An 18,868-nucleotide genomic window follows, 5' to 3' on the forward strand; every position below is an offset into this window, starting at 1 on the left:
GCTTACGCTGATTATGCCGCCCGAAGGCGACACGTATTCCTCACATGGCTGCCATTTCGGCAGCTTCTTCCACATCCACCGATACCAGACGGGAGACCCCAGGCTCGTGCATGGTCACCCCCATCAGGGTAGCAGCCATCTCCATCGCAATCTTGTTGTGTGTGATGTAGATGAATTGGACTTTTGCAGACATTTCCGACACCAGGTTACAGAAACGGCCCACGTTGGCGTCATCCAGCGGGGCGTCCACCTCATCCAGCAGACAGAACGGTGCCGGGTTGAGCTGGAAGATACTGAACACCAGTGACAATGCGGTCAGCGCCTTCTCACCACCGGACAACAGGTGAATCGTGCTGTTCCGCTTGCCGGGCGGCCGCGCCATGATCGCCACACCGGTATCCAGCAGGTCTTCGCCGGTCAGTTCCAGGTAGGCATGGCCACCGCCAAATACCTTCGGGAACAGCTCCTGCAAGCCGCGGTTGATCCGGTCGAAGTACTCCTTGAAGCGCGCCCGGGTTTCGCGGTCGATCTTGCGAATGGCGTTTTCCAGGGTCTTGAGGGCGTCTTCCAGATCGTCATTCTGGCTGTCCAGGTAGTTCTTGCGCTCAGACTGCTGCTGGTACTCATCAATGGCCGCCAGGTTGATCTGGCCCAAACGGGAGATGCGCTGCCCGATCAGGTCCATCTCCTGCGCCCACTCCTGTTCGTTGGCTTCCTCGGGCAGGTTGTCGAGAATCGTCTTCAGGTCGAAGTTCTGCTCGGACAGCTGCTCCGCCACCGTCTGGCGACGGGTGCTCAGGTCCTGCCACTGCATGCGCTTCTGGTCCATGGTGCTGCGGATTTCCTGGGCCTGGCGCTCGTACTGCCCACGCTGGCCTTCCAGATTGCGCATCTCGTGGTCCACGGTTTCCAGCTCACGGCGGGCTTCGGTGAGCTTGTGTTCTGCCTCCAGGCGCACTGCCAGCTTTTCTTCCAGCTGTTGCTGCAGCTCGGCGCCCGGGTCGTCGCCTTCCCGGGTCTGTTCTTCCAGCAGGGCCTTGCGCTCGGCCATGGCCTGCACCTGCGCTTCCAGGCGAGACAGGTTCTGGCGCAGGGAATCGGCCTGGGTCTTGGCCCCCTGCACTTCCATAGCGACCTGGTGGGATTGATCCCGGTCATGACGGGCTTTCTGGCGGGCCTCGTCGAGCTTCAGACGCAGCTCGTCACGGCGTGACAACAGCGCTTCGCGCTGGCCACTGTCCGCCTCCATGGCGTCCAGCGCTTCCGCCAGCACCGCCCGGCCCTCTTTCATCTGTTCCTGTTCCTGCTCGAGCTGCTCGTTGGCTTCGTCCATTTCCTTGCCAAGGCGCTCGCGGCGCATGGTGATCTGCTCCAAACGCACCTGACGGGCACTGACCTGGGCATTGATCTCGCCCAGATCGCGGTTCAGGCGCGCCGCCTGGCGCTGAACGTCCTCACGCTCTTCCTCCAGCTCACCGATTTGCTCACGAGTGCTTTCCAGCTGCTCCTTGAGCTCATCCACGGTGACCTGCAGGGTTTCAATCTCGTCTTCCAGGCTTTCCAGTTCGCGGCGCCGCTCCAGAATGCCTGCTTCCTGGTCTTCCTCTTTGGCCACTTTCAGCCAGTCCGGCCCGAGCCAGATACCGTCACGGGTCACCACCGACTCGTGCGCCGCCAGCTGCCCGCGCAGGGTCAGGGCTGCATCCAGGTTATCGGCCACATACACCCCGGCCAGCAGCCCTTCCGGGACCTGACCGTCAACCTTGTCACGGAGCAAGTCGCCCGCACTGCCCTCGCCTTTGACACCGGCTGGGCTCACCAACGCAAGACGACCATGATCCAGGTCGCCCAGCCAATCGCTGACCTGATCCAGCCCGCTGACCGCCACGGCCTGCAGGGCGTCGCCAAGCACCGCTTCGAGGGCCTTCTCCCAGCCTTCCGCCACCTGGACCTGATCTGCCAACCGCGGCTCGGCGTCGAGCTCGTGGCGATTGAGCCAGTCACTGACCGCTCCGTCATCGCCCATGGCCGCTTTCTGCAAGGCTTCCAGCGAGGTGCGACGGCCTTTCAGCGCCTGCAGCTTCTCGCGGGCCTCTTCCAGCTGGCGGCCCCGATCGCCGTTTTCGCGGCGCATCTGGTTAATCTCTTCCTGCAGGCTCTCACTGCGCAGCTCGCTTTCCTCGGTCTGGGCACGGAACTGCTCCACCTGCTCTTCCAGCTGACGCATTTCCTGCGCCAGCGGGCCGGCGTCCAGAGACTCCTGCTCTTTCTTGAGCCGCTCAATGCGGTCCTGCAGGCGCTCCTGGGATTTCTCCAGATGCTGGATGCGGGACTGTTCTACCTCGGCCTGCCGGCGCGATTCGCCAGATTTGCCGTTGAATTCTTCCCATGCCTGCTGCCAGTTCTGCATGGCCTCTTCGGCCAGCGCCAGCGCCTCACTGGAGACCTCCTGCTGCTCGCTGATCATTTCCAGCTCGGGCTCACGCTCGGCCAGAATGGCATCCAGCTCGGCCACTTTTTCCGTGTCCATCGTCAGGTGCTCGTCGGACTCCCGGAAGCTGGCATTGATCTGATCCAGCTCTTCATAGAGCTGCTGCTTGCGCTCGCGCTGGTTCTGGATGTTCTGCTCCAGCCGCGCCACCTCGGCACCCAGGGCGTAGAAGTGCTGCTGCACTTCGTTAAACCGCTCCTGCACCTCGTGGTGCTGCTCTCGGAGCCGCTCCACCTCGGCATCCACATGGCGCTGCTCCGCCACCTTGGCTTCGATGGAGACGTCCAGCTCGCCAATCACATGGTCGAGTTGCTGCACCTGGGTATCCAGGCCTTTCCAGCGCAATGCCTTGAGCTGAGCGCCCTTGAGACGCTCTTCTTCCTTGTATTGCTTGTACTTTTCCGCCGCACTGGCCTGACGGCTCAAGCGCTCCAGCTGGCGCTCCAGTTCTTCGCGGATGTCGGTCAGGCGCTCCAGGTTCTCGCGAGTACGGCGGATGCGGTTTTCCGTCTCACGACGACGCGCCTTGTACTTGGAGATCCCGGCGGCTTCTTCGATGTAAACCCGCAGCTCTTCCGGTTTCGCCTCGATCAGGCGGGAAATCATGCCCTGCTCGATAATCGCGTAACTGCGCGGCCCCAGGCCCGTACCCAAGAAGATATCGGCAATGTCCTTGCGACGGCATTTGGTGCCATTCAGGAAATAATTGGATTGGCCATCCCGGGTCACCTGGCGCTTGACGGAAATCTCGTTGAACTTGCCGTATTCACCGGTGACGGTGGCATCGGAGTTATCGAAGATCAGCTCGATAGAGGCCTGGGCCACCGGTTTGCGGGCGTTGGAGCCGTTGAAAATCACGTCGGCCATGGACTCGCCGCGCAAGTGCTTGGCGGAGGATTCCCCCATCACCCAGCGAACCGCATCAATGATATTGGACTTCCCACACCCGTTGGGCCCCACCACAGCGGTGAGATTTTCCGGGAAATTGGTGGTGGTAGGGTCCACAAAGGACTTGAACCCGGCCAGTTTTATGGATTTCAGTCGCATAGTGTCTGCTTAACTCGGGCCAGCAGGCCAAATAATGGGCGAAAATCTGTGTTTCGCCGCCCCCTTAAGCCGTAACGGCGCACCGTGGGCATTAAAAGGACTAAGTCTAGCGACAACCGGCAGTGAATTCATCAGGCGAGATACCGATAAAGGCCGCTACACGCCTTACTCAGCACACTGCATGCCCAAGGTGGGTCAGCTTTTACCGAATTTGATGATTGAGCAGCGGCAATTCCACCGAAAGCCTGCCCCCCCAATCGCGGTCGAACGACCGCTCCCACAGAAAAGGATGGAGCCTTTCCTTGTAGCTTGTAGCTTGAGGCTTGCAGCCGCTCTCCCCCACCCTGTGCAGCAGGGGGCGCGACAGGTACCATTTCCACAACCTGTCTTTTTCCTCGCAGCTGACAGCTCATCGCTCGCAGCTGCTCTTACCCAAGGATTGCCTGTGTCCCAGATTGCCGACGCTATCAGCTACCTCAAACGCAGCCTGCAGCTGGCCCGCACCCGGGAACTGCGGCCGTATGTCATTGTGCCGCTGATTTTCAACATCCTGGTGTTCGGTGGCCTGTATTGGGCCAGCGGCAGCTGGATTGCCGGCTGGATCACCGCCAGCACCGCCGACTGGGCCCTCACCGGCACCTGGAGCTTCCTGAACGGTGCCATCGACTTCATCCTCGATGCCGCCATCATCCTGGTGTGGATCCTGTTATTGGCGCTGTTCGCCAGCATCTTCTCTATCGGCGTGCAGCTGATCGCGGCACCGTTCATGGGGTTCCTGGCAGAAAAAGTGGATTTCCAGGTGACCGGGCACCCCATGCCGGAAGAATCCATCCCCGCCATGATCGTGCGGACCTTCAAGCGCGAACTGCGCAAAACCTGGTACTGGCTGTGGCGTGCCCTGCTGGTCCTGCTGGTGGTCGGGGTCATTTACTTCATCCCGGTCATCAATGTGTTCGCCTCCGCCATCTGGTTCCTGTGGTCCGGCTGGCTGCTGGGCATGCAGTACATCGATTTCGGCGCCGATAACCGCCAGGTCCCCTTCGAGGTAATGCTCGAGCGACTGAAAACCCGACGCTGGCTGGTACTCACCTTCGGCGCCGTGGTCATGGCGCTTACCATGATCCCGCTGGTTAACCTGTTCATCATGCCGGTGGCGGTAATTGCGGGGACGCTGATTTGGGTGGAGCAGCTGAGTGAACAAGGAACAGTTAACAGTTAACAGCGGCGCGAGCCGCGTTTGTTTTTGTCTTCAAGCAATGAGGCCGCACCCAACCCATGGGCGCGGCCTCATGGTTCCAGGAACCTAAAAGGCTTAACGCGCACTGTTCACTGTTAACTATTCACTGTTAACTGCTTTCTAGCGCATAAAACCCAACTCACGCAGCTGATGAATCTGATCCCTTGTCGCCGCCGCATCTTCGAATTCCAGGTTCTTGGCGTGCGCCATCATCTTCGCTTCCAGCTTTTCGATTTCCTTGGCCAGCTGAGCGGGTGACATGGACTCGTAGGGTGAGGTTGGCTCGGCCACTTTCTTCTGCGGGCCCTTGCCCGCCTTGCGGTCAAACTGGCTGCCGCCACTGTCGTCCATGATGTCACGGACTTTCTTGTTGAGCGCCTGCGGGGTGATGCCATGCGCCTTGTTGAAGGCTTCCTGCTTCTCCCGGCGACGGTTGGTTTCGTCGATGGCCCGCTCCATGGAGCCGGTCATCTTGTCGGCATAAAGAATGGCGCGACCCTTCACATTCCGCGCAGCACGGCCAATCGTCTGGATCAGCGAGCGTTCCGCCCGCAGGAAACCTTCCTTGTCGGCATCCAGAATCGCCACCAGCGCAACTTCCGGCATATCCAGACCTTCTCGCAACAGGTTGATCCCCACCAACACGTCGAACTTGCCCAGCCGCAGGTCACGGATGATTTCTACCCGCTCCACGGTATCAATGTCGGAGTGCAGATAACGCACACTGATCCCATGCTCGCCCAGATACTCGGTCAGGTCTTCTGCCATGCGCTTGGTGAGCGTGGTCACCAGCACCCGCTCGCCCTTCTCGATGGCCTCTTTGGCCTCCCCCAGCAAATCGTCCACCTGGGTGGTAGCCGGGCGAATCTCGATTTGTGGGTCCACCAGGCCGGTGGGGCGCACCACCTGTTCCACCACCTGGCCCGCGTACTTCTCCTCATAGGGGCCGGGGGTCGCCGACACAAACACCATCTGGGGTGCCAGCTGCTCCCACTCCTCGAATTTCAACGGACGGTTATCCATGGCGGAAGGCAGCCGGAAGCCGAAGTTGACCAGCGTTTCCTTTCGGGAGCGGTCACCTTTATACATGGCTCCCAACTGCGGGATGGTCACATGGGACTCGTCCGCAATCAGCAACGCATTCTCGGGCAGATAATCGAACAGGGTCGGCGGCGCTTCGCCAGGGGCGCGACCGGAAAACAAGCGGGAATAGTTTTCCACCCCGTTGCAGTAACCCAGCTCCTGCAGCATTTCGATATCGAACCGGGTGCGCTGCTCCAGTCGCTGGGCTTCCACCAGCTTGTTTTGCTCTTTCAATTCCTTGAGCCGCTCATCCAGCTCTTCCTTGATCATGTCCACCGCTTTCAACACCACCTCCCGTGGGGTGACGTAGTGGCTCTTGGGGTACACCGTGATGCGACTGACCCGCTTGATCACCTCGCCGGTGAGCGGATCGAAAATGCTGATGGACTCCACCTCATCGTCGAACAACTCAATGCGCACCGCTTCCTTTTCTTCTTCCGCCGGAAAGATATCGATCACATCGCCGCGCACTCGATACGTGGCCCGGCGAAAATCCATTTCGTTACGGGTGTACTGCAGCTCCGCCAGACGACGCAGCAGATCACGCTGATCGATGCTGTCGCCACGCACCAGGTGCAATACCATCGCGTGGTAACTGGCCGGATCACCCAGACCATAAATGGCCGATACGGTGGCCACGATGATAGTGTCCTGTCGCTCCAGAATCGCCTTGGTGGCCGACAGTCGCATTTGCTCAATCTGCTCGTTCACCGACGCATCTTTCTCGATAAAGGTATCGGAGCTCGGCACATAGGCTTCCGGCTGGTAGTAATCGTAGTACGAGACGAAATACTCCACTGCGTTTTCCGGGAAGAACTCCTTGAACTCCCCGTACAACTGCGCCGCCAGCGTCTTGTTGGGTGCCATGATGATCGTCGGACGCCCGGTCTGCTGGATCACATTGGCCATGGTGAACGTCTTGCCCGACCCGGTTACCCCCAGCAGGGTCTGATGCCCCAAACCATCGTTGATCCCCTCGATCAGCTGGGCAATCGCAGTGGGCTGATCGCCCGCAGGCTGGTAATCGGAATGGAGCTTGAACAGGCTTTCAGACATGAGGGCTTCCTGATGGCCGCCACCCAAAGGGCAGCAAAATCACAGTGGCAAAATCGGCACCTAGTGTAGCAGAGCTGGCATGGCAAAGGCGTGATGACAGCAACCCCTCTGTGGGGGCGGCGGCACCTCGATGATTCTGATGAGCCAGTCAATCACGCTCGAACGACCGCCCCCACAGAAAACACCTCCTGCCCGACGTGGGAGCGGTCGTTCGACCGCGAAGCCTCCCCGCCTCCACAGGAAATACGGGACATTAGCTACCAAGTCCGGTAAAATGCACGCCCCTTTCTACGTCCGACGCTGCGTCAAAAGCGCCGCCGAGCGACTACTCAGACGAACGAGGAGTGCATGTCCGATATCAGCCTTTCCGACCGCGTACAACGCATCAAGCCCTCTCCCACCCTGGCCATCACCGCAAAAGCCGGTGAGCTGCGCGCTCAGGGCAAAGACATTATTGGGCTGGGTGCCGGTGAGCCGGATTTCGATACCCCGGAACATATCAAGCAAGCCGCTATTGAAGCGATTAACGCCGGCAAGACCAAATACACCCCGGTCGACGGCACTCCCGGTCTGAAAAAAGCCATTATCGACAAGTACAAGCGCGATAACGGCCTGGACTATGAAGCCAACCAGATTCTGGTCTCCAGCGGTGGCAAGCAGTCCTTCTTCAACATGGCTCTGGCCCTGCTGAACGACGGCGACGAAGCCATCATCCCCGCCCCTTACTGGGTCAGCTACCCGGACATGGTGCTGGTCGCTGGCGGCGTACCGAAGATCATCGAAACCGACGTAAACAGTCGCTTCAAGATCACCCCGGAGCAACTGGAAGCTGCGATCACCCCGAAAACCCGCCTGTTCGTGATCAACAGCCCGTCCAACCCCTCCGGCATGGCCTATTCCATCGAAGAGCTGGCCGCCCTGGGTGAAGTGCTGAAGAAACACCCGGACATCATCGTCGCCACCGACGACATGTACGAGCACATCCTGTGGACCGGCAAGCCGTTCGTGAACATCGTCAATGCCACCCCGGAGCTGTACGACCGCACCGTAGTCATGAATGGGGTCTCCAAGGCCTACTCCATGACCGGCTGGCGCATCGGCTATGCCGCTGGCCCGCAGAAACTGATCGCGGCCATGAAGAAAGTGCAGTCCCAGTCCACCTCCAACCCGGCCTCCATCAGCCAGGCCGCCGCAGAAACCGCGCTGGCTGGCGACCAAGGCTGTGTCGACGAGATGGTCAAGGCATTCAAGGAGCGCCATGACTACCTGACCGCAGCGCTGGATGCCCTGCCCGGCGTGAAATGCGCCCAGGGCGACGGCACCTTCTATGCGTTCCCGGACTTCTCTGAGGCAATCGCCAACATGGACGGCATCGAAACCGATACCGATCTGGCCGCCCTGCTGCTGGAGACCGCAGAAGTGGCACTGGTACCCGGTTCCGCCTTCGGCGCCCCCGGCTGCATGCGCCTGTCTTTTGCCGTGGGCATGGACACCCTGAAGGAAGCCATCAGCCGAATTGAGAAGGCACTGGCTAAATAAGCAACAAACGCACCCCCGGGGTGTTGACGACCCCGGGGCGCGTCACTAATATACGCGCCTCAAGACATTCCGCCTTAGCTCAGTTGGTAGAGCAAATGACTGTTAATCATTGGGTCGCTGGTTCGAGCCCAGCAGGCGGAGCCAAACAAAAAGGGCCTACCCATCGGGTAGGCCCTTTTTCTTTGCCCAATGATTGGTTGCCCTTCGGGCAACGGTTAATCATTGGCAAACCCTTCGGCTTTGCCTAGTTCGAGCCCAGCAGGCGGAGCCAAACAGAAAGGGCCTACCCATCGGGTAGGCCCTTTTTCTTTGCCCAATGATTGGTTGCCCTTCGGGCAACGGTTAATCATTGGCAACCCCTTCGGCTTTGCCTGGTTCGCGCTCAGCAGGCGGAGCCAAATAGAAACGGATATCCCCCTTCCATTAACCCAAAGCACCAAAACCGCTGTAGGAGCCATGCTTGCATGGCGATCCCGAGCCCAAGCGAGGGGAGAAATCCCCCTCTATTTCCTCACCACACCAACCTACACGTGCCAAGGAAGGACAGTTATTCAATGCTATCTTTGTTGACCACCAAGCGCGGCAACTCACGGGTACCCAACCCTTCAGGCTTCTCAACACCGGCACCACCGGGCTCATACCCCTTCACATACTGCCGTAGCAACCCTTTCAGACGCGCCCCGTCCGCCACATCCAGGCACTCACGGAACGACTCGATGGCACGTAGCACCTCGGCCCAGGAAAGCTTTTCTTCGAATGCCTGCAAGATCATTTCATGCTCAGTGCCGACACTGGACTCACCAATGAGCAACTCTTCGTAGAGCTTTTCGCCCGGACGCAACCCCGTAAAACGTATCTCAATCTCTCCTGATGGATTATCCACATCGCGAACCGAATACCCCATCAGATGCACCATAGTAGTGGCGAGATCAACAATTTTCACCGGATCGCCCATATCCAGCACAAACACCTCGCCGCCTTTCGCCATGGCTCCCGCCTGAATCACCAACTGAGACGCCTCCGGAATCGTCATAAAATAACGAATCACATCAGGGTGCGTGACTGTCACGGGACCACCGTCACGAATCTGCTCACGAAACAACGGCACAACCGACCCGGAAGAACCGAGCACATTGCCGAAACGCACCATGGTGAAAATGGTGTCGGAACCCCGCTCGGCCATGGCCTGCAACACTTGCTCGGCGAAGCGCTTGGTGGCCCCCATAACATTTGTCGGGCGAACGGCTTTATCGGTTGAGACCAGAATGAAATGACGCACACCTGCAGCCTCTGCGCCGAGGGCGGCTTCAAGGGTACCGATAATGTTGTTTCTCACCCCAGCGGCAGGATTCGCCTCAACGATCGGCACATGCTTGTAGGCTGCAGCATGATAAACGGTCTGAACCGCATAGCGCCGGCAGACTCGCTCGACGTGCCCCTTGTTCACGACAGAGCCCAGCATGGCCTCGATCTCGACGGAAATCCCGGCGCCCTCAAGGTAATCCCTGAGTTCACGCTCTACCGCGTAGAGGCTGAATTCACTTTGCTCAAAAAGAATCAGGCGAGAAGGTTCCAACCTGAGGATCTGGCGACACAGTTCAGAGCCAATAGAGCCCCCCGCGCCGGTGACCAGAACCGCCTTACCGGTAATACAGCCATGCAGCAAATCCTGACGAGGAGGAACTGCATCACGCCCCAACAGATCCTCGATCGCCACATCCCGAACCTCTTCGATTCGGGCCTTACCACTGGCAATGTCAGTAAAGGCCGGGACAGTCTGCACCCGTAAATTAAGGGTTTCCAGCCAACGAACGATTGCCATTCGACTGGTTCGAGTCAATGACGGCACCGCCAGAAGAACGGCACTCACATTGCCTCGGCGCGCCATTTTCTCAAGCTTCTCACGCCCAACAACCGGCACCCCAGCCATCAGTGTGCCGTGCTTGCCAGCCGCATCATCAACGATCAGAGAAGGGAAGAATTCAGCACTTGACTGTAGTGCTGCCACCAACTGCGCGCCAGCCGAACCTGCACCAAAAACAGCAACCGGCTGACGATCGAAAACACCACCGAGCACGTGTACAAGAAAGCGGCGCAAGACAAAACGACAGCCGCCAAGGTACAGCAAGGACAGCGCTCCCCAGATCAGGAACACCGACCGCGGCACCCAGGTCGCAGGCACCATGTAAGAGGCCGCAGCCAGCAATACCACCGCCGCACTGACCCCGGCAAACATACTCCAGGCGACCTCCGCCCCTACATACCGGATCATCGAACGATAAAACCCGGCAATGTAGAGCGCAGGGACAAGAATGGCAGGAGCGGCCAGAAACAGCCACGGATCCTGAATATTGGGTTGCAACTCACTCAAGCGCAGGGCAAACGCCACCCATATCAACAACGGCGCCACAAGCGCATCTGCGATCATCATGACCAAACGCTTGAGGGTGCGAGGCAACAGCGTTAAACGGTAGACAGAAAAATAAAGCACTTTACTGGTCATAGGATTCCTTCCCCTGCCAGAACAGACCACTCACACACGACGGACAGCAACATCAAGGTGGCTACTTCCCTTCTTCTTTGACTCGATCACCGGCACCTTTGCCCGTGACCGTCATGACAATCAATTTGAAATACAGTCCCAGTGTAAGCTGGTCCAGCATGACCCTATCCGTTTTCGCCAACAATTCCGGGGTGGACATATCGATTTCATTCACCTGGGCAAGCCCCGTAATACCAGGCCGCCAGGCAAAAACATCACGGCGCTCCCGCTCATCGATCAAAACCGTCTGGTTGAACAGGCAAGGTCGAGGCCCCACCAGGCTCATCTCTCCCTTGAGAACATTCCACAGCTGGGGCAACTCGTCCAGCTTTGAACGACGGAGAAAACGACCAAAGGGCGTGATGTCATCAGCACTGGCCAGGTGGGTAGCAACAGAGCGGGTGCTCACCTTCATTGTGCGAAATTTCACCAACCTGAAAGGACGCTGATGACGACCAACCCGCTCCTGCACAAACAAGGGGGACCCGGTATCAAATAGCCCGACCAGAAACAAAATCAGCATAACCGGGAAGCCCGCAAGCAACCCAAACAAGGCAAGCACGAAATCAATGGAGCGCATCAGCATACTGCTTTCCTGCCTGTTCGAGCTGTTGACGTGTATCAGAGACCGGGGCCCAGTGCAGCAGCTCAGCAGCCCTGCGTAACTCAACGCTGCAATCCCCGTATAGCTGGGTAAACATCCCTCGTTTACCTACCATCGTTAGCGCTAGCTTCATCAACACCGGGGGCACAGGCAAGAGACCTGGCGACCGGCCCATTCCTCGCCGCAAGGATGAGATGACCTCCGCTGTCGAGAGTGCAGGCTCATCCGCAATCAAAAAGGTCTGCCCAGCAGCTGCAGGTGTAGAGCAACAGGTAGCGAGAAAGCACACCAGGGTATCGACTGACACCATGGAACGCTGATTGCGACAGCAGCCAAAAGGCAAAGGCAGTCGGGAATTCGCCAAGGCCAGAAGCTTGCGAAAGTTGCCGCGAGCAGCAGCGCCATACACCAGGGGCGGTCGAACAATCACCAGATCGGCCCCCTCTACATCGGCGAAAAGTGCCATAAGCTGCTGTTCCGCCTCCAGCTTTGAAGCAGCATAGGCCGTAGCCGGATCAAGAGGTGAAGATTCAGTAATCGCGGCCTGTGGGGACGCCCCATGAACAGCCATGGAGCTGACAAATACAAACCGGGAAACCCCAGCCTTAATCGCCTGCCTGGCCAAGGCAACCGCAGGCGTCACATTGACCTGCCGATAAGCCTCCAGAGACTCACTTGCACCCTGATCTGCCATCCCGGCCAAATGAACAACACAGTCAACCGCCTGAAGGGCCCCATCTGACAGCGAAGTGCTCACGAGATCTAGCGGATAAAAGGCAATATCCTCGGGAAAATCGGGAGGCACTGTTCTGGCCGTCGCCGAAACCTGCCAACCGAGGTCATGAAAATGCAGGGAAAGAGCATGACCGACAAAGCCGGATGCCCCCGTCACAAACACCTTCATCACACTGCTCCAGCAGTGGATTTACCTGACAACAGCCCATCGAAATAGGTGATGGTCTTGCGTAACCCATCATCAAGCTCAATCAGGGGCTCCCAGCCAAGCAGCTCCTCTGCAAGCCGGATATCAGGCTGGCGCTGACGCGGGTCATCCTGCGGGAGAGGCTTGAACACCAAACGGGAAGAGGACCCCGTGAGCGCTATCACACGCTCGGCGAGTTGTCTGACGGTAAATTCCCCGGGATTCCCCAGATTGACAGGACCCGTAACGCTAACATCGCTGTTCATCAAACGGACAAACCCATCGACAAGGTCATCGACATAGCAAAAACTGCGTGTCTGTAGGCCTTCGCCGTAAATGGTAATATCGTCCCCTCTCAGCGCCTGGACAATGAAGTTACTGACCACCCGGCCATCTTCCGGGTTCATCCTCGGCCCATAGGTATTGAAAATTCTTGCCACCTTGATGGAAACATCGTGACGACGGTGATAGTCAAAGAACAGCGTTTCAGCGCAGCGCTTGCCTTCATCATAACAAGAGCGAATACCGATCGGATTCACCTTACCCCAATAGCTTTCTGGCTGGGGATGGACCTCAGGGTCACCGTAGACTTCACTGGTTGAAGCCTGAAACACCCTTGCACCCAAACGCTTTGCCAAACCCAACATATTCATGGCGCCAAGCACGCTCGTCTTCATGGTATGAACAGGGTCATGCTGATAGTGAACCGGTGAGGCAGGGCAGGCCAGGTTATAAATCTGATCAACCTCAACAATCAGCGGCAGTGTCACATCATGACGTAGCAGCTCGAAAGCGGGAGCCCCGACAAGATGCTGAACATTACTTTTGGAACCGGTAAAGAAGTTGTCGACACAAAGGACCTCATGACCATCCTGGAGCAGGCGGTCACACAAATGTGACCCCAGAAAGCCGGCCCCTCCAGTTACCAAAACACGCATATAATAAATCCCTTGTAAAACATAGCACCGCCAGGCATTACCTGATCAGCAGTGGCAGAAGCACTCATTGTACCGGCCATGCCATGAATGCAGCTAGAGGCTGTTCACAACACAGGGGGAACAGAACAACCACTCAAAACACTGAATTCGGGCCAGCAAAGATCATCAAAACCGACCTGACCATACACAAAAGGAAATGGTTATCATTACAAAAATGGCCGCATTTCCAGCGACCATTTCTCTCAACGAATCGAGAATGCAAATCAGAGCTCTTTCTTGATCAGTCTGACATACAAAGCACCAACCACATGTCCCACCGTCATGATTAACGCCGAAAAGATACTTCGGCCGGGGTATTCCCTGTGCACCATAAATACCTTTTTGGCCATTTCAACTTTGGAGCCAGATATCTGCCCTTCCACTTTCCTGTAGTGCAGCAAAGGAATGTTCAGCTTAATCGCGACATGACCTGCCTGCAGAATTCTTAGCCAGCAGTGGTAGTCTTCGACCGCGCGATATTCACGTTGCTCATTGAATGGAAACTGAAGCAATACGGCTCGAGACACTATCACGCTCGATGTCGGTATCCGTGTACGAATAGACTGCTGGAAGAACTTTACCGACTGCAAACGCAAATCGCTGACAGCACAGAACTCGATTTCACTCTCTTTTACAAAGTCTCGCATTCTGGAGCAGGCAAAGTCTCCGCCCTGCTCCTGAAGTACCTGAACCTGAAGACGCAATTTCTCCGGGTGCCAGATATCATCCGAATCCAGAAACGCTACATACTGACCGCGAGCAAGTCGAACCCCTTCATTTCTTGGCCCTGCCGGGCCACCGAAGTTACTGGGCAATGTGATCAACTTGATTCGACTATCCTTATCAGCCCACGCCTGGACAACCTCTCGGGTACTGTCTTTGGAGCAATCGTCAACGACCAATAATTCCCAATCCCCAAAGCTCTGCGAAATCACAGATTCAAGGGTCGGCCCGATCAGCTCAGCGGCATTAAACGCTGGCATCACCACGCTTACCAAGGGTGTCTTTTCACTCATGGCTATCTGTCACCTCGTGAGAAAAGTGAACGCACACCATCAACCCATCCAAAGCCGGTACGACGACCAATTTCCATTGGCTCAAGAGAACGAACGGAAGGCACATAATCCGCAAGTTCTGACCATTGCTTATTAACAAGCAGATCAAGGGTTTCATCTTCACCATCAGGGTTTGTGGCACAACTGGAATCATCCGCCGGGATTTTTCCAGTTTTCAGCATTGAAATGGCTTGCTCTACATCCGCACCCTGAAAATAGCGGTAACGTGTGGTTTCAATGGCTTTTACATAATCGACAAACTGGGGAAAACGATGGGAGCGCACATAAAGGAAGCGAAGCGTTTTTCGGCGCACCTCATTCGGGTCCAGATCAACCAAGCCGTGAGCTTCCATGTCAGCACGGGAGTTAAAGACCTGAACAAAACCCGCGCTGTCGTACGTTGAGGGCCCAAGGCAGACCACCTGCTTGCCGCAGGCCCCTGCCTCAACAGAAGAACTACCGCCATTCATGATCACAGTATCTGCTTGCTGGATAAGATCATATGTACTGGCTTTTTCTTCACTACTGATGAGGTGGATCCCTCTTTCCTTAGCCCATCGCCGATACAGTGACAACGAACGATTGCCCTGAGCCTGGCCAATATTTTCAGCCCAGTTAGGGTGACAGCGCAATACGACTTGCTCAGGGCGAACATTGAATACATCAAAAAAATCATCCAATGCTTTAGTGTTATCTTCCCACCCGGTCATCCACTCATCATGCCCTGCAAATTCATTTTTACTGCTTGGCACGATGAGAAAACGCTTACCGCCACCTGTTACTGGCCAAGGCGCGGGTTCAGGGTTTTTGTTATATAGCCGCCATTCAAGGGAATTTCTTTGTAAAAATCGCTCACCAATAAGCTTTCCAGCGCTACGCGCCTGCTGAGGCAGCAATGGCTGATTATCATACTCCTTGACAAGCTCACGAAGACTCAAAAGAGAAAGACAATTCGCATTGGGAACAAGCTGAATCCCGTCCCCAAACCAGGTTCTCTCATGCGTTAGATAAGGAATCCCGACATTCTCACAAGCGGAAGTAACAGCACGGGTAAGATCCATTCTTCCATTAAAGCAAATCACAGCTTCTAATTGATTATGATCAATCCACTGCCGCGTACTTTCATAGACAGAAGCGGCAGGGCCCTTCAAGGATTCACGAATTGAAACAAGCTCGGGGTCACCCCATTCAGCTTCAGACTCTGTACGAGTTGCCGTGCAAGAGCTGGAAAGCACTATTTTTTCAAGCACCTCATCCGGAAGATCGCTCGCCTGACGCTTAATGGAAGAAACATTATGTCCAGTAAAAGAGCGAACACCGCCAATCATGCATTTACTGCATTCCGTAATTCTTCCTGTTCCCTTGATCTGCCTCGCATAGCAGTTTGATACTGAGGAGTCGCAGGTAAGAAAAAAAACATCATGGCCAGCATTTTCGAAAAGCTTTGACAAATAATAGAGATGCTCTACATGCGGCCGGAATGAGAAAATATTAACGAAACCAACTTTCATGGGTGTCTACTTAACAAGATGAAAAAGAGAATTTAGCTATTAGTTTTACGGTTTCCGACAACCCTAGCCGGCGACCCTACAGCAATAGAGAAATCGGGCAAATCATGAGTCACAACCGCGTTAGCGCCGATAACACATCCGTTGCCTATATGCACCCCAGGGCAAACAACAGCATTAACGCCCAACCAGCAATCATTACCGATCTTTACCTGTCGATGCAATGAAGCAAGACTTCCTCTTTCCTCAACTATCAACCTTTCTTGCTCCCTTATTGGAAGGTCTTTATATTCTCTGAAAGGGTGCGTTCCAGATGATATGAACACGTTCGGAGCTATGATACAGCCAGCGCCCAGGGTCACATCCCCATTAATTGTTGCCCGTCTCTGTACAGAGGTCCCCTCCCCGAGAACAATCATACCTGATGTCTCCATTTCGACATCAGACGAAATCCATACATCAGCATTCAATTTAATCTGCCCCGCCCCAGACAAAATAAACCGGGTCCTAGGGCCAGCTTTAACCCCAGGCATAAACAGGAAGGATGAAATTTTTCCACTTAAAACTGTAGTCGGATGCAAGCGAACTTTTTTCAAAATGAAAACAAAAAAAGCAAGCCACCTCCACAGAAAAAAAGATCTAATGTGATGGGCTTTAATCATCATCCCCTCCTACATCTGATCGACCAGATGAAAACAAACATATATTTAACCAAAGAAAGAATAAGCGCCAAGTACGCGACAGCAACGATAGTATCTCTGCTGGGGAGAAGCCACTGAACCAGAACCCACCATGCCACCACCCCTGCTACAGCGGCGAGGATATTCACCTTTAAAAGCAAACTTTCTTTCCCGACGATCATTAGATAACTAGACCAAAAATCCCCAACACGTAAAATCCCTGCAAGAATAAAATATGGCATCAGGAGAGCAATCTCTTCGTATTCCGGAAACCATTTGGAGACAAGAGCTCCTATCAAATAATGAGCAGGCCATGCAGCCATTATCCCAGCGAGCAGACCACCACCCGCCAAAACGCAAATAAAGCGAAAGGTGACGCTCTCCCCCTTACCGGAATATAACCTCGCAGCATGAGGGTAAACTGATGAATTAATTATCACTTGAACTGATTGCGCTGCCGCCAGTAACACCCAACCAAAGGCGTAAACCGCAAAACTCTCACTCGACAGGACAGAAGCAGCTAACCACCTATCCGCATTGAAAAGAAAAAAACCGACAAACATGACCCCAAGAAATGCCATTGCACTTCGCCAAGGCAGCGCAGCAAGATTGAAAACTGCACTTTTAAACAGCTCCATCCACGGAAAGTTCGCCCTGGCCAGTGAATGGCCAAGGATGTAAAACGAAATCAAAAAGGAAATCACAGCCTCTATAAGCAGCACTGCGACTGCGGATTGGCTGTAAAATGCCACAACACCTGCAGCGGTAAAAACCATTACCGCCCTCGCAAGATTCTGTTTGCTGAACCTGAGCGATTCCACCCTACTTCGGCTTTCTGTAGCCACCAGTAAAAATATTTGTTGTGAAAGGCCGTGAATTAGCGCCAGCAATATCCCGGTAGCTGACAACCCCACTGCGCTGTACCCGATCACAGGAACAATAAAAGTTACCAACAAGCAAATAAACGCAATGACAATGCACTGAAAAAGCAAAACAAAAGCAGATTTTTCATCCCCAGAAAGAAAATCCATAGGCATCTTGCGTTGCAATATGGATTGAAGCCCCATGCAGCCCAACATACAAAATGTGCTGGATATCAACAATCCCAAGCTGTAGGCAGCAAACTCCTCTGCCGCAAACACCCTTGCAACCAGAAGAGGTCTTGCCATCATCAAGAGCATGGCGCCAGCAAGAACAGGGACATACCAGATCTGCGACCGAGCCAGAGAAGCAATTGATAGCTTGAGCGTCTGCATCAAATCAACGTTTTGAGGGTTGCATTTTCTCTATGGTCGTTCATAACGCCATAATCAAACAATGCAAACTGTAACTGCAGAAGCAACCTCGCTTTCTTCACCGGCGTTTGCCCCTTATGAAGACACCAAGTATCTTCCGCAAATCCATCACCAGCCCTACCGGAAATTTCTACGATTCTCTTCTCAGGAAATACCTTACTCACCTCATCATCAGTATAACGACGAAGATTCCAGCGATCGGCAAAATGCCGTACCGGTGGCTTTCCTTGCGAACCAAGCACACAAACATGGGCTCCATCACCTGGTTGCACATCAGTCAAATAAAAGAAAAATTTAAAAAACCGGAAATCATCCACATCCCGATGAAAATAATGAGCATGACGGTTCCTGTCTTCTTCTGAGGCATTGACAGGAAAAGTCCACCAAAGGTTAGCCCCAACAAAGGTCGGCCTTGAACCAAGATAATCGGCAGCGATACTTCTTAATATAGGATCCTGAGAGAGCCGGGCAATTTCAGGACATTCATCAAGAGTATTAAAGTATTGGGCCACAAGGATTTTTTTATTGATTCTCTCTTCTGCGGCCGCTTTTTCAGAAAGGCGAAACCCACAATCCGAACGCCGGTCTGCATAGCAAAGGGCGTGTTCACCATAACTCCGTATGGCATCCACGATGGTGGGCGGCAACCGAAGTCCGAAAGCCACACCATCACTTTTAATGTCAGAAACGACCCGACCCACATCCAAGCCATTGAAAACCGAGGTTTCCTGCTCCGGTTTATCAGCCTTGCCGGGCGAGCTCACCAATAGACTTCTCGCCTTGGCAACCATTAACCGGATTATTGAGAAGCGAGCCAAAACTCGCATCAATG

General features: G+C 55.1%; 13 protein-coding genes and 1 tRNA gene. 3 read left to right on the forward strand and 11 right to left on the reverse strand.

The window, feature by feature from the left end:
- Positions 1-40: 40 nt before the first annotated feature.
- On the reverse strand, positions 41-3,538 hold the full coding sequence (gene smc / locus A15D_RS09640) for a chromosome segregation protein SMC (protein ID WP_102791759.1): 3,498 nt from the start codon (positions 3,536-3,538) through the stop codon (positions 41-43).
- A gap of 445 nt (positions 3,539-3,983) precedes the next feature.
- Between smc and cysZ the strand changes: the two genes are divergently transcribed.
- The gene (gene cysZ / locus A15D_RS09645) at positions 3,984-4,757 is read left to right on the forward strand and encodes a sulfate transporter CysZ (protein ID WP_022985029.1); all 774 of its coding nucleotides are present in this window, start codon (positions 3,984-3,986) and stop codon (positions 4,755-4,757) included.
- A 138-nt stretch (positions 4,758-4,895) separates the two neighbouring features.
- On the opposite strand, the gene uvrB is transcribed toward cysZ, so the two are convergent.
- Positions 4,896-6,914: an excinuclease ABC subunit UvrB gene (gene uvrB / locus A15D_RS09650; protein ID WP_102791760.1), complete on the reverse strand. Its 2,019-nt coding sequence runs from the start codon at positions 6,912-6,914 to the stop codon at positions 4,896-4,898.
- 348 nt (positions 6,915-7,262) lie between these two features.
- Here uvrB and A15D_RS09655 point away from each other — a divergent pair, with 348 nt between their 5' ends.
- Positions 7,263-8,453: a pyridoxal phosphate-dependent aminotransferase gene (locus A15D_RS09655; RefSeq protein ID WP_102791761.1), complete on the forward strand. Its 1,191-nt coding sequence runs from the start codon at positions 7,263-7,265 to the stop codon at positions 8,451-8,453.
- Between the two features lie 68 nt (positions 8,454-8,521).
- Positions 8,522-8,597, forward strand: a tRNA-Asn gene (locus tag A15D_RS09660).
- Between the two features lie 403 nt (positions 8,598-9,000).
- On the opposite strand, the gene A15D_RS09665 is transcribed toward A15D_RS09660, so the two are convergent.
- The 9 genes from A15D_RS09665 to A15D_RS09705 form a co-directional block, all read right to left on the reverse strand.
- Positions 9,001-10,956, reverse strand: a complete 1,956-nt coding sequence (locus tag A15D_RS09665; RefSeq protein ID WP_233192194.1) for a nucleoside-diphosphate sugar epimerase/dehydratase — start codon at positions 10,954-10,956, stop codon at positions 9,001-9,003.
- 61 nt (positions 10,957-11,017) lie between these two features.
- Complete coding sequence (locus A15D_RS09670; protein WP_369825831.1) at positions 11,018-11,581, reverse strand: sugar transferase; 564 nt, start codon at positions 11,579-11,581, stop codon at positions 11,018-11,020.
- Complete coding sequence (locus A15D_RS09675) at positions 11,562-12,503, reverse strand: NAD-dependent epimerase/dehydratase family protein (RefSeq protein WP_102791762.1); 942 nt, start codon at positions 12,501-12,503, stop codon at positions 11,562-11,564. Before A15D_RS09675 ends, A15D_RS09670 begins: the two co-directional genes overlap by 20 nt.
- The gene (locus A15D_RS09680) at positions 12,503-13,459 is read right to left on the reverse strand and encodes a UDP-glucuronic acid decarboxylase family protein (protein ID WP_102791763.1); all 957 of its coding nucleotides are present in this window, start codon (positions 13,457-13,459) and stop codon (positions 12,503-12,505) included. The genes A15D_RS09675 and A15D_RS09680 overlap by 1 nt, the downstream gene beginning before the upstream one ends.
- A 263-nt stretch (positions 13,460-13,722) precedes the next feature.
- Positions 13,723-14,514 (reverse strand): glycosyltransferase family 2 protein, encoded by a 792-nt coding sequence (locus A15D_RS09685; protein ID WP_102791764.1) that lies wholly within the window; start codon positions 14,512-14,514, stop codon positions 13,723-13,725.
- A 2-nt stretch (positions 14,515-14,516) separates the two neighbouring features.
- Positions 14,517-16,064, reverse strand: a complete 1,548-nt coding sequence (locus A15D_RS09690) for a capsule biosynthesis protein (protein ID WP_102791765.1) — start codon at positions 16,062-16,064, stop codon at positions 14,517-14,519.
- A 32-nt stretch (positions 16,065-16,096) separates the two neighbouring features.
- On the reverse strand, positions 16,097-16,723 hold the full coding sequence (locus A15D_RS17295; protein ID WP_199175846.1) for a DapH/DapD/GlmU-related protein: 627 nt from the start codon (positions 16,721-16,723) through the stop codon (positions 16,097-16,099).
- Complete coding sequence (locus A15D_RS09700; RefSeq protein ID WP_102791766.1) at positions 16,723-17,997, reverse strand: lipopolysaccharide biosynthesis protein; 1,275 nt, start codon at positions 17,995-17,997, stop codon at positions 16,723-16,725. The genes A15D_RS17295 and A15D_RS09700 overlap by 1 nt, the downstream gene beginning before the upstream one ends.
- A complete protein-coding gene (locus A15D_RS09705) occupies positions 17,997-18,800 on the reverse strand; it encodes a hypothetical protein (protein ID WP_199175848.1) in 804 nt (267 codons plus the stop codon). The genes A15D_RS09700 and A15D_RS09705 overlap by 1 nt, the downstream gene beginning before the upstream one ends.
- Between the last annotated feature and the right edge of the window lie 68 nt (positions 18,801-18,868).

It is taken from the genome of Alcanivorax sp. MD8A, from assembly GCF_002888555.1.
GTDB lineage: Bacteria > Pseudomonadota > Gammaproteobacteria > Pseudomonadales > Alcanivoracaceae > Alcanivorax.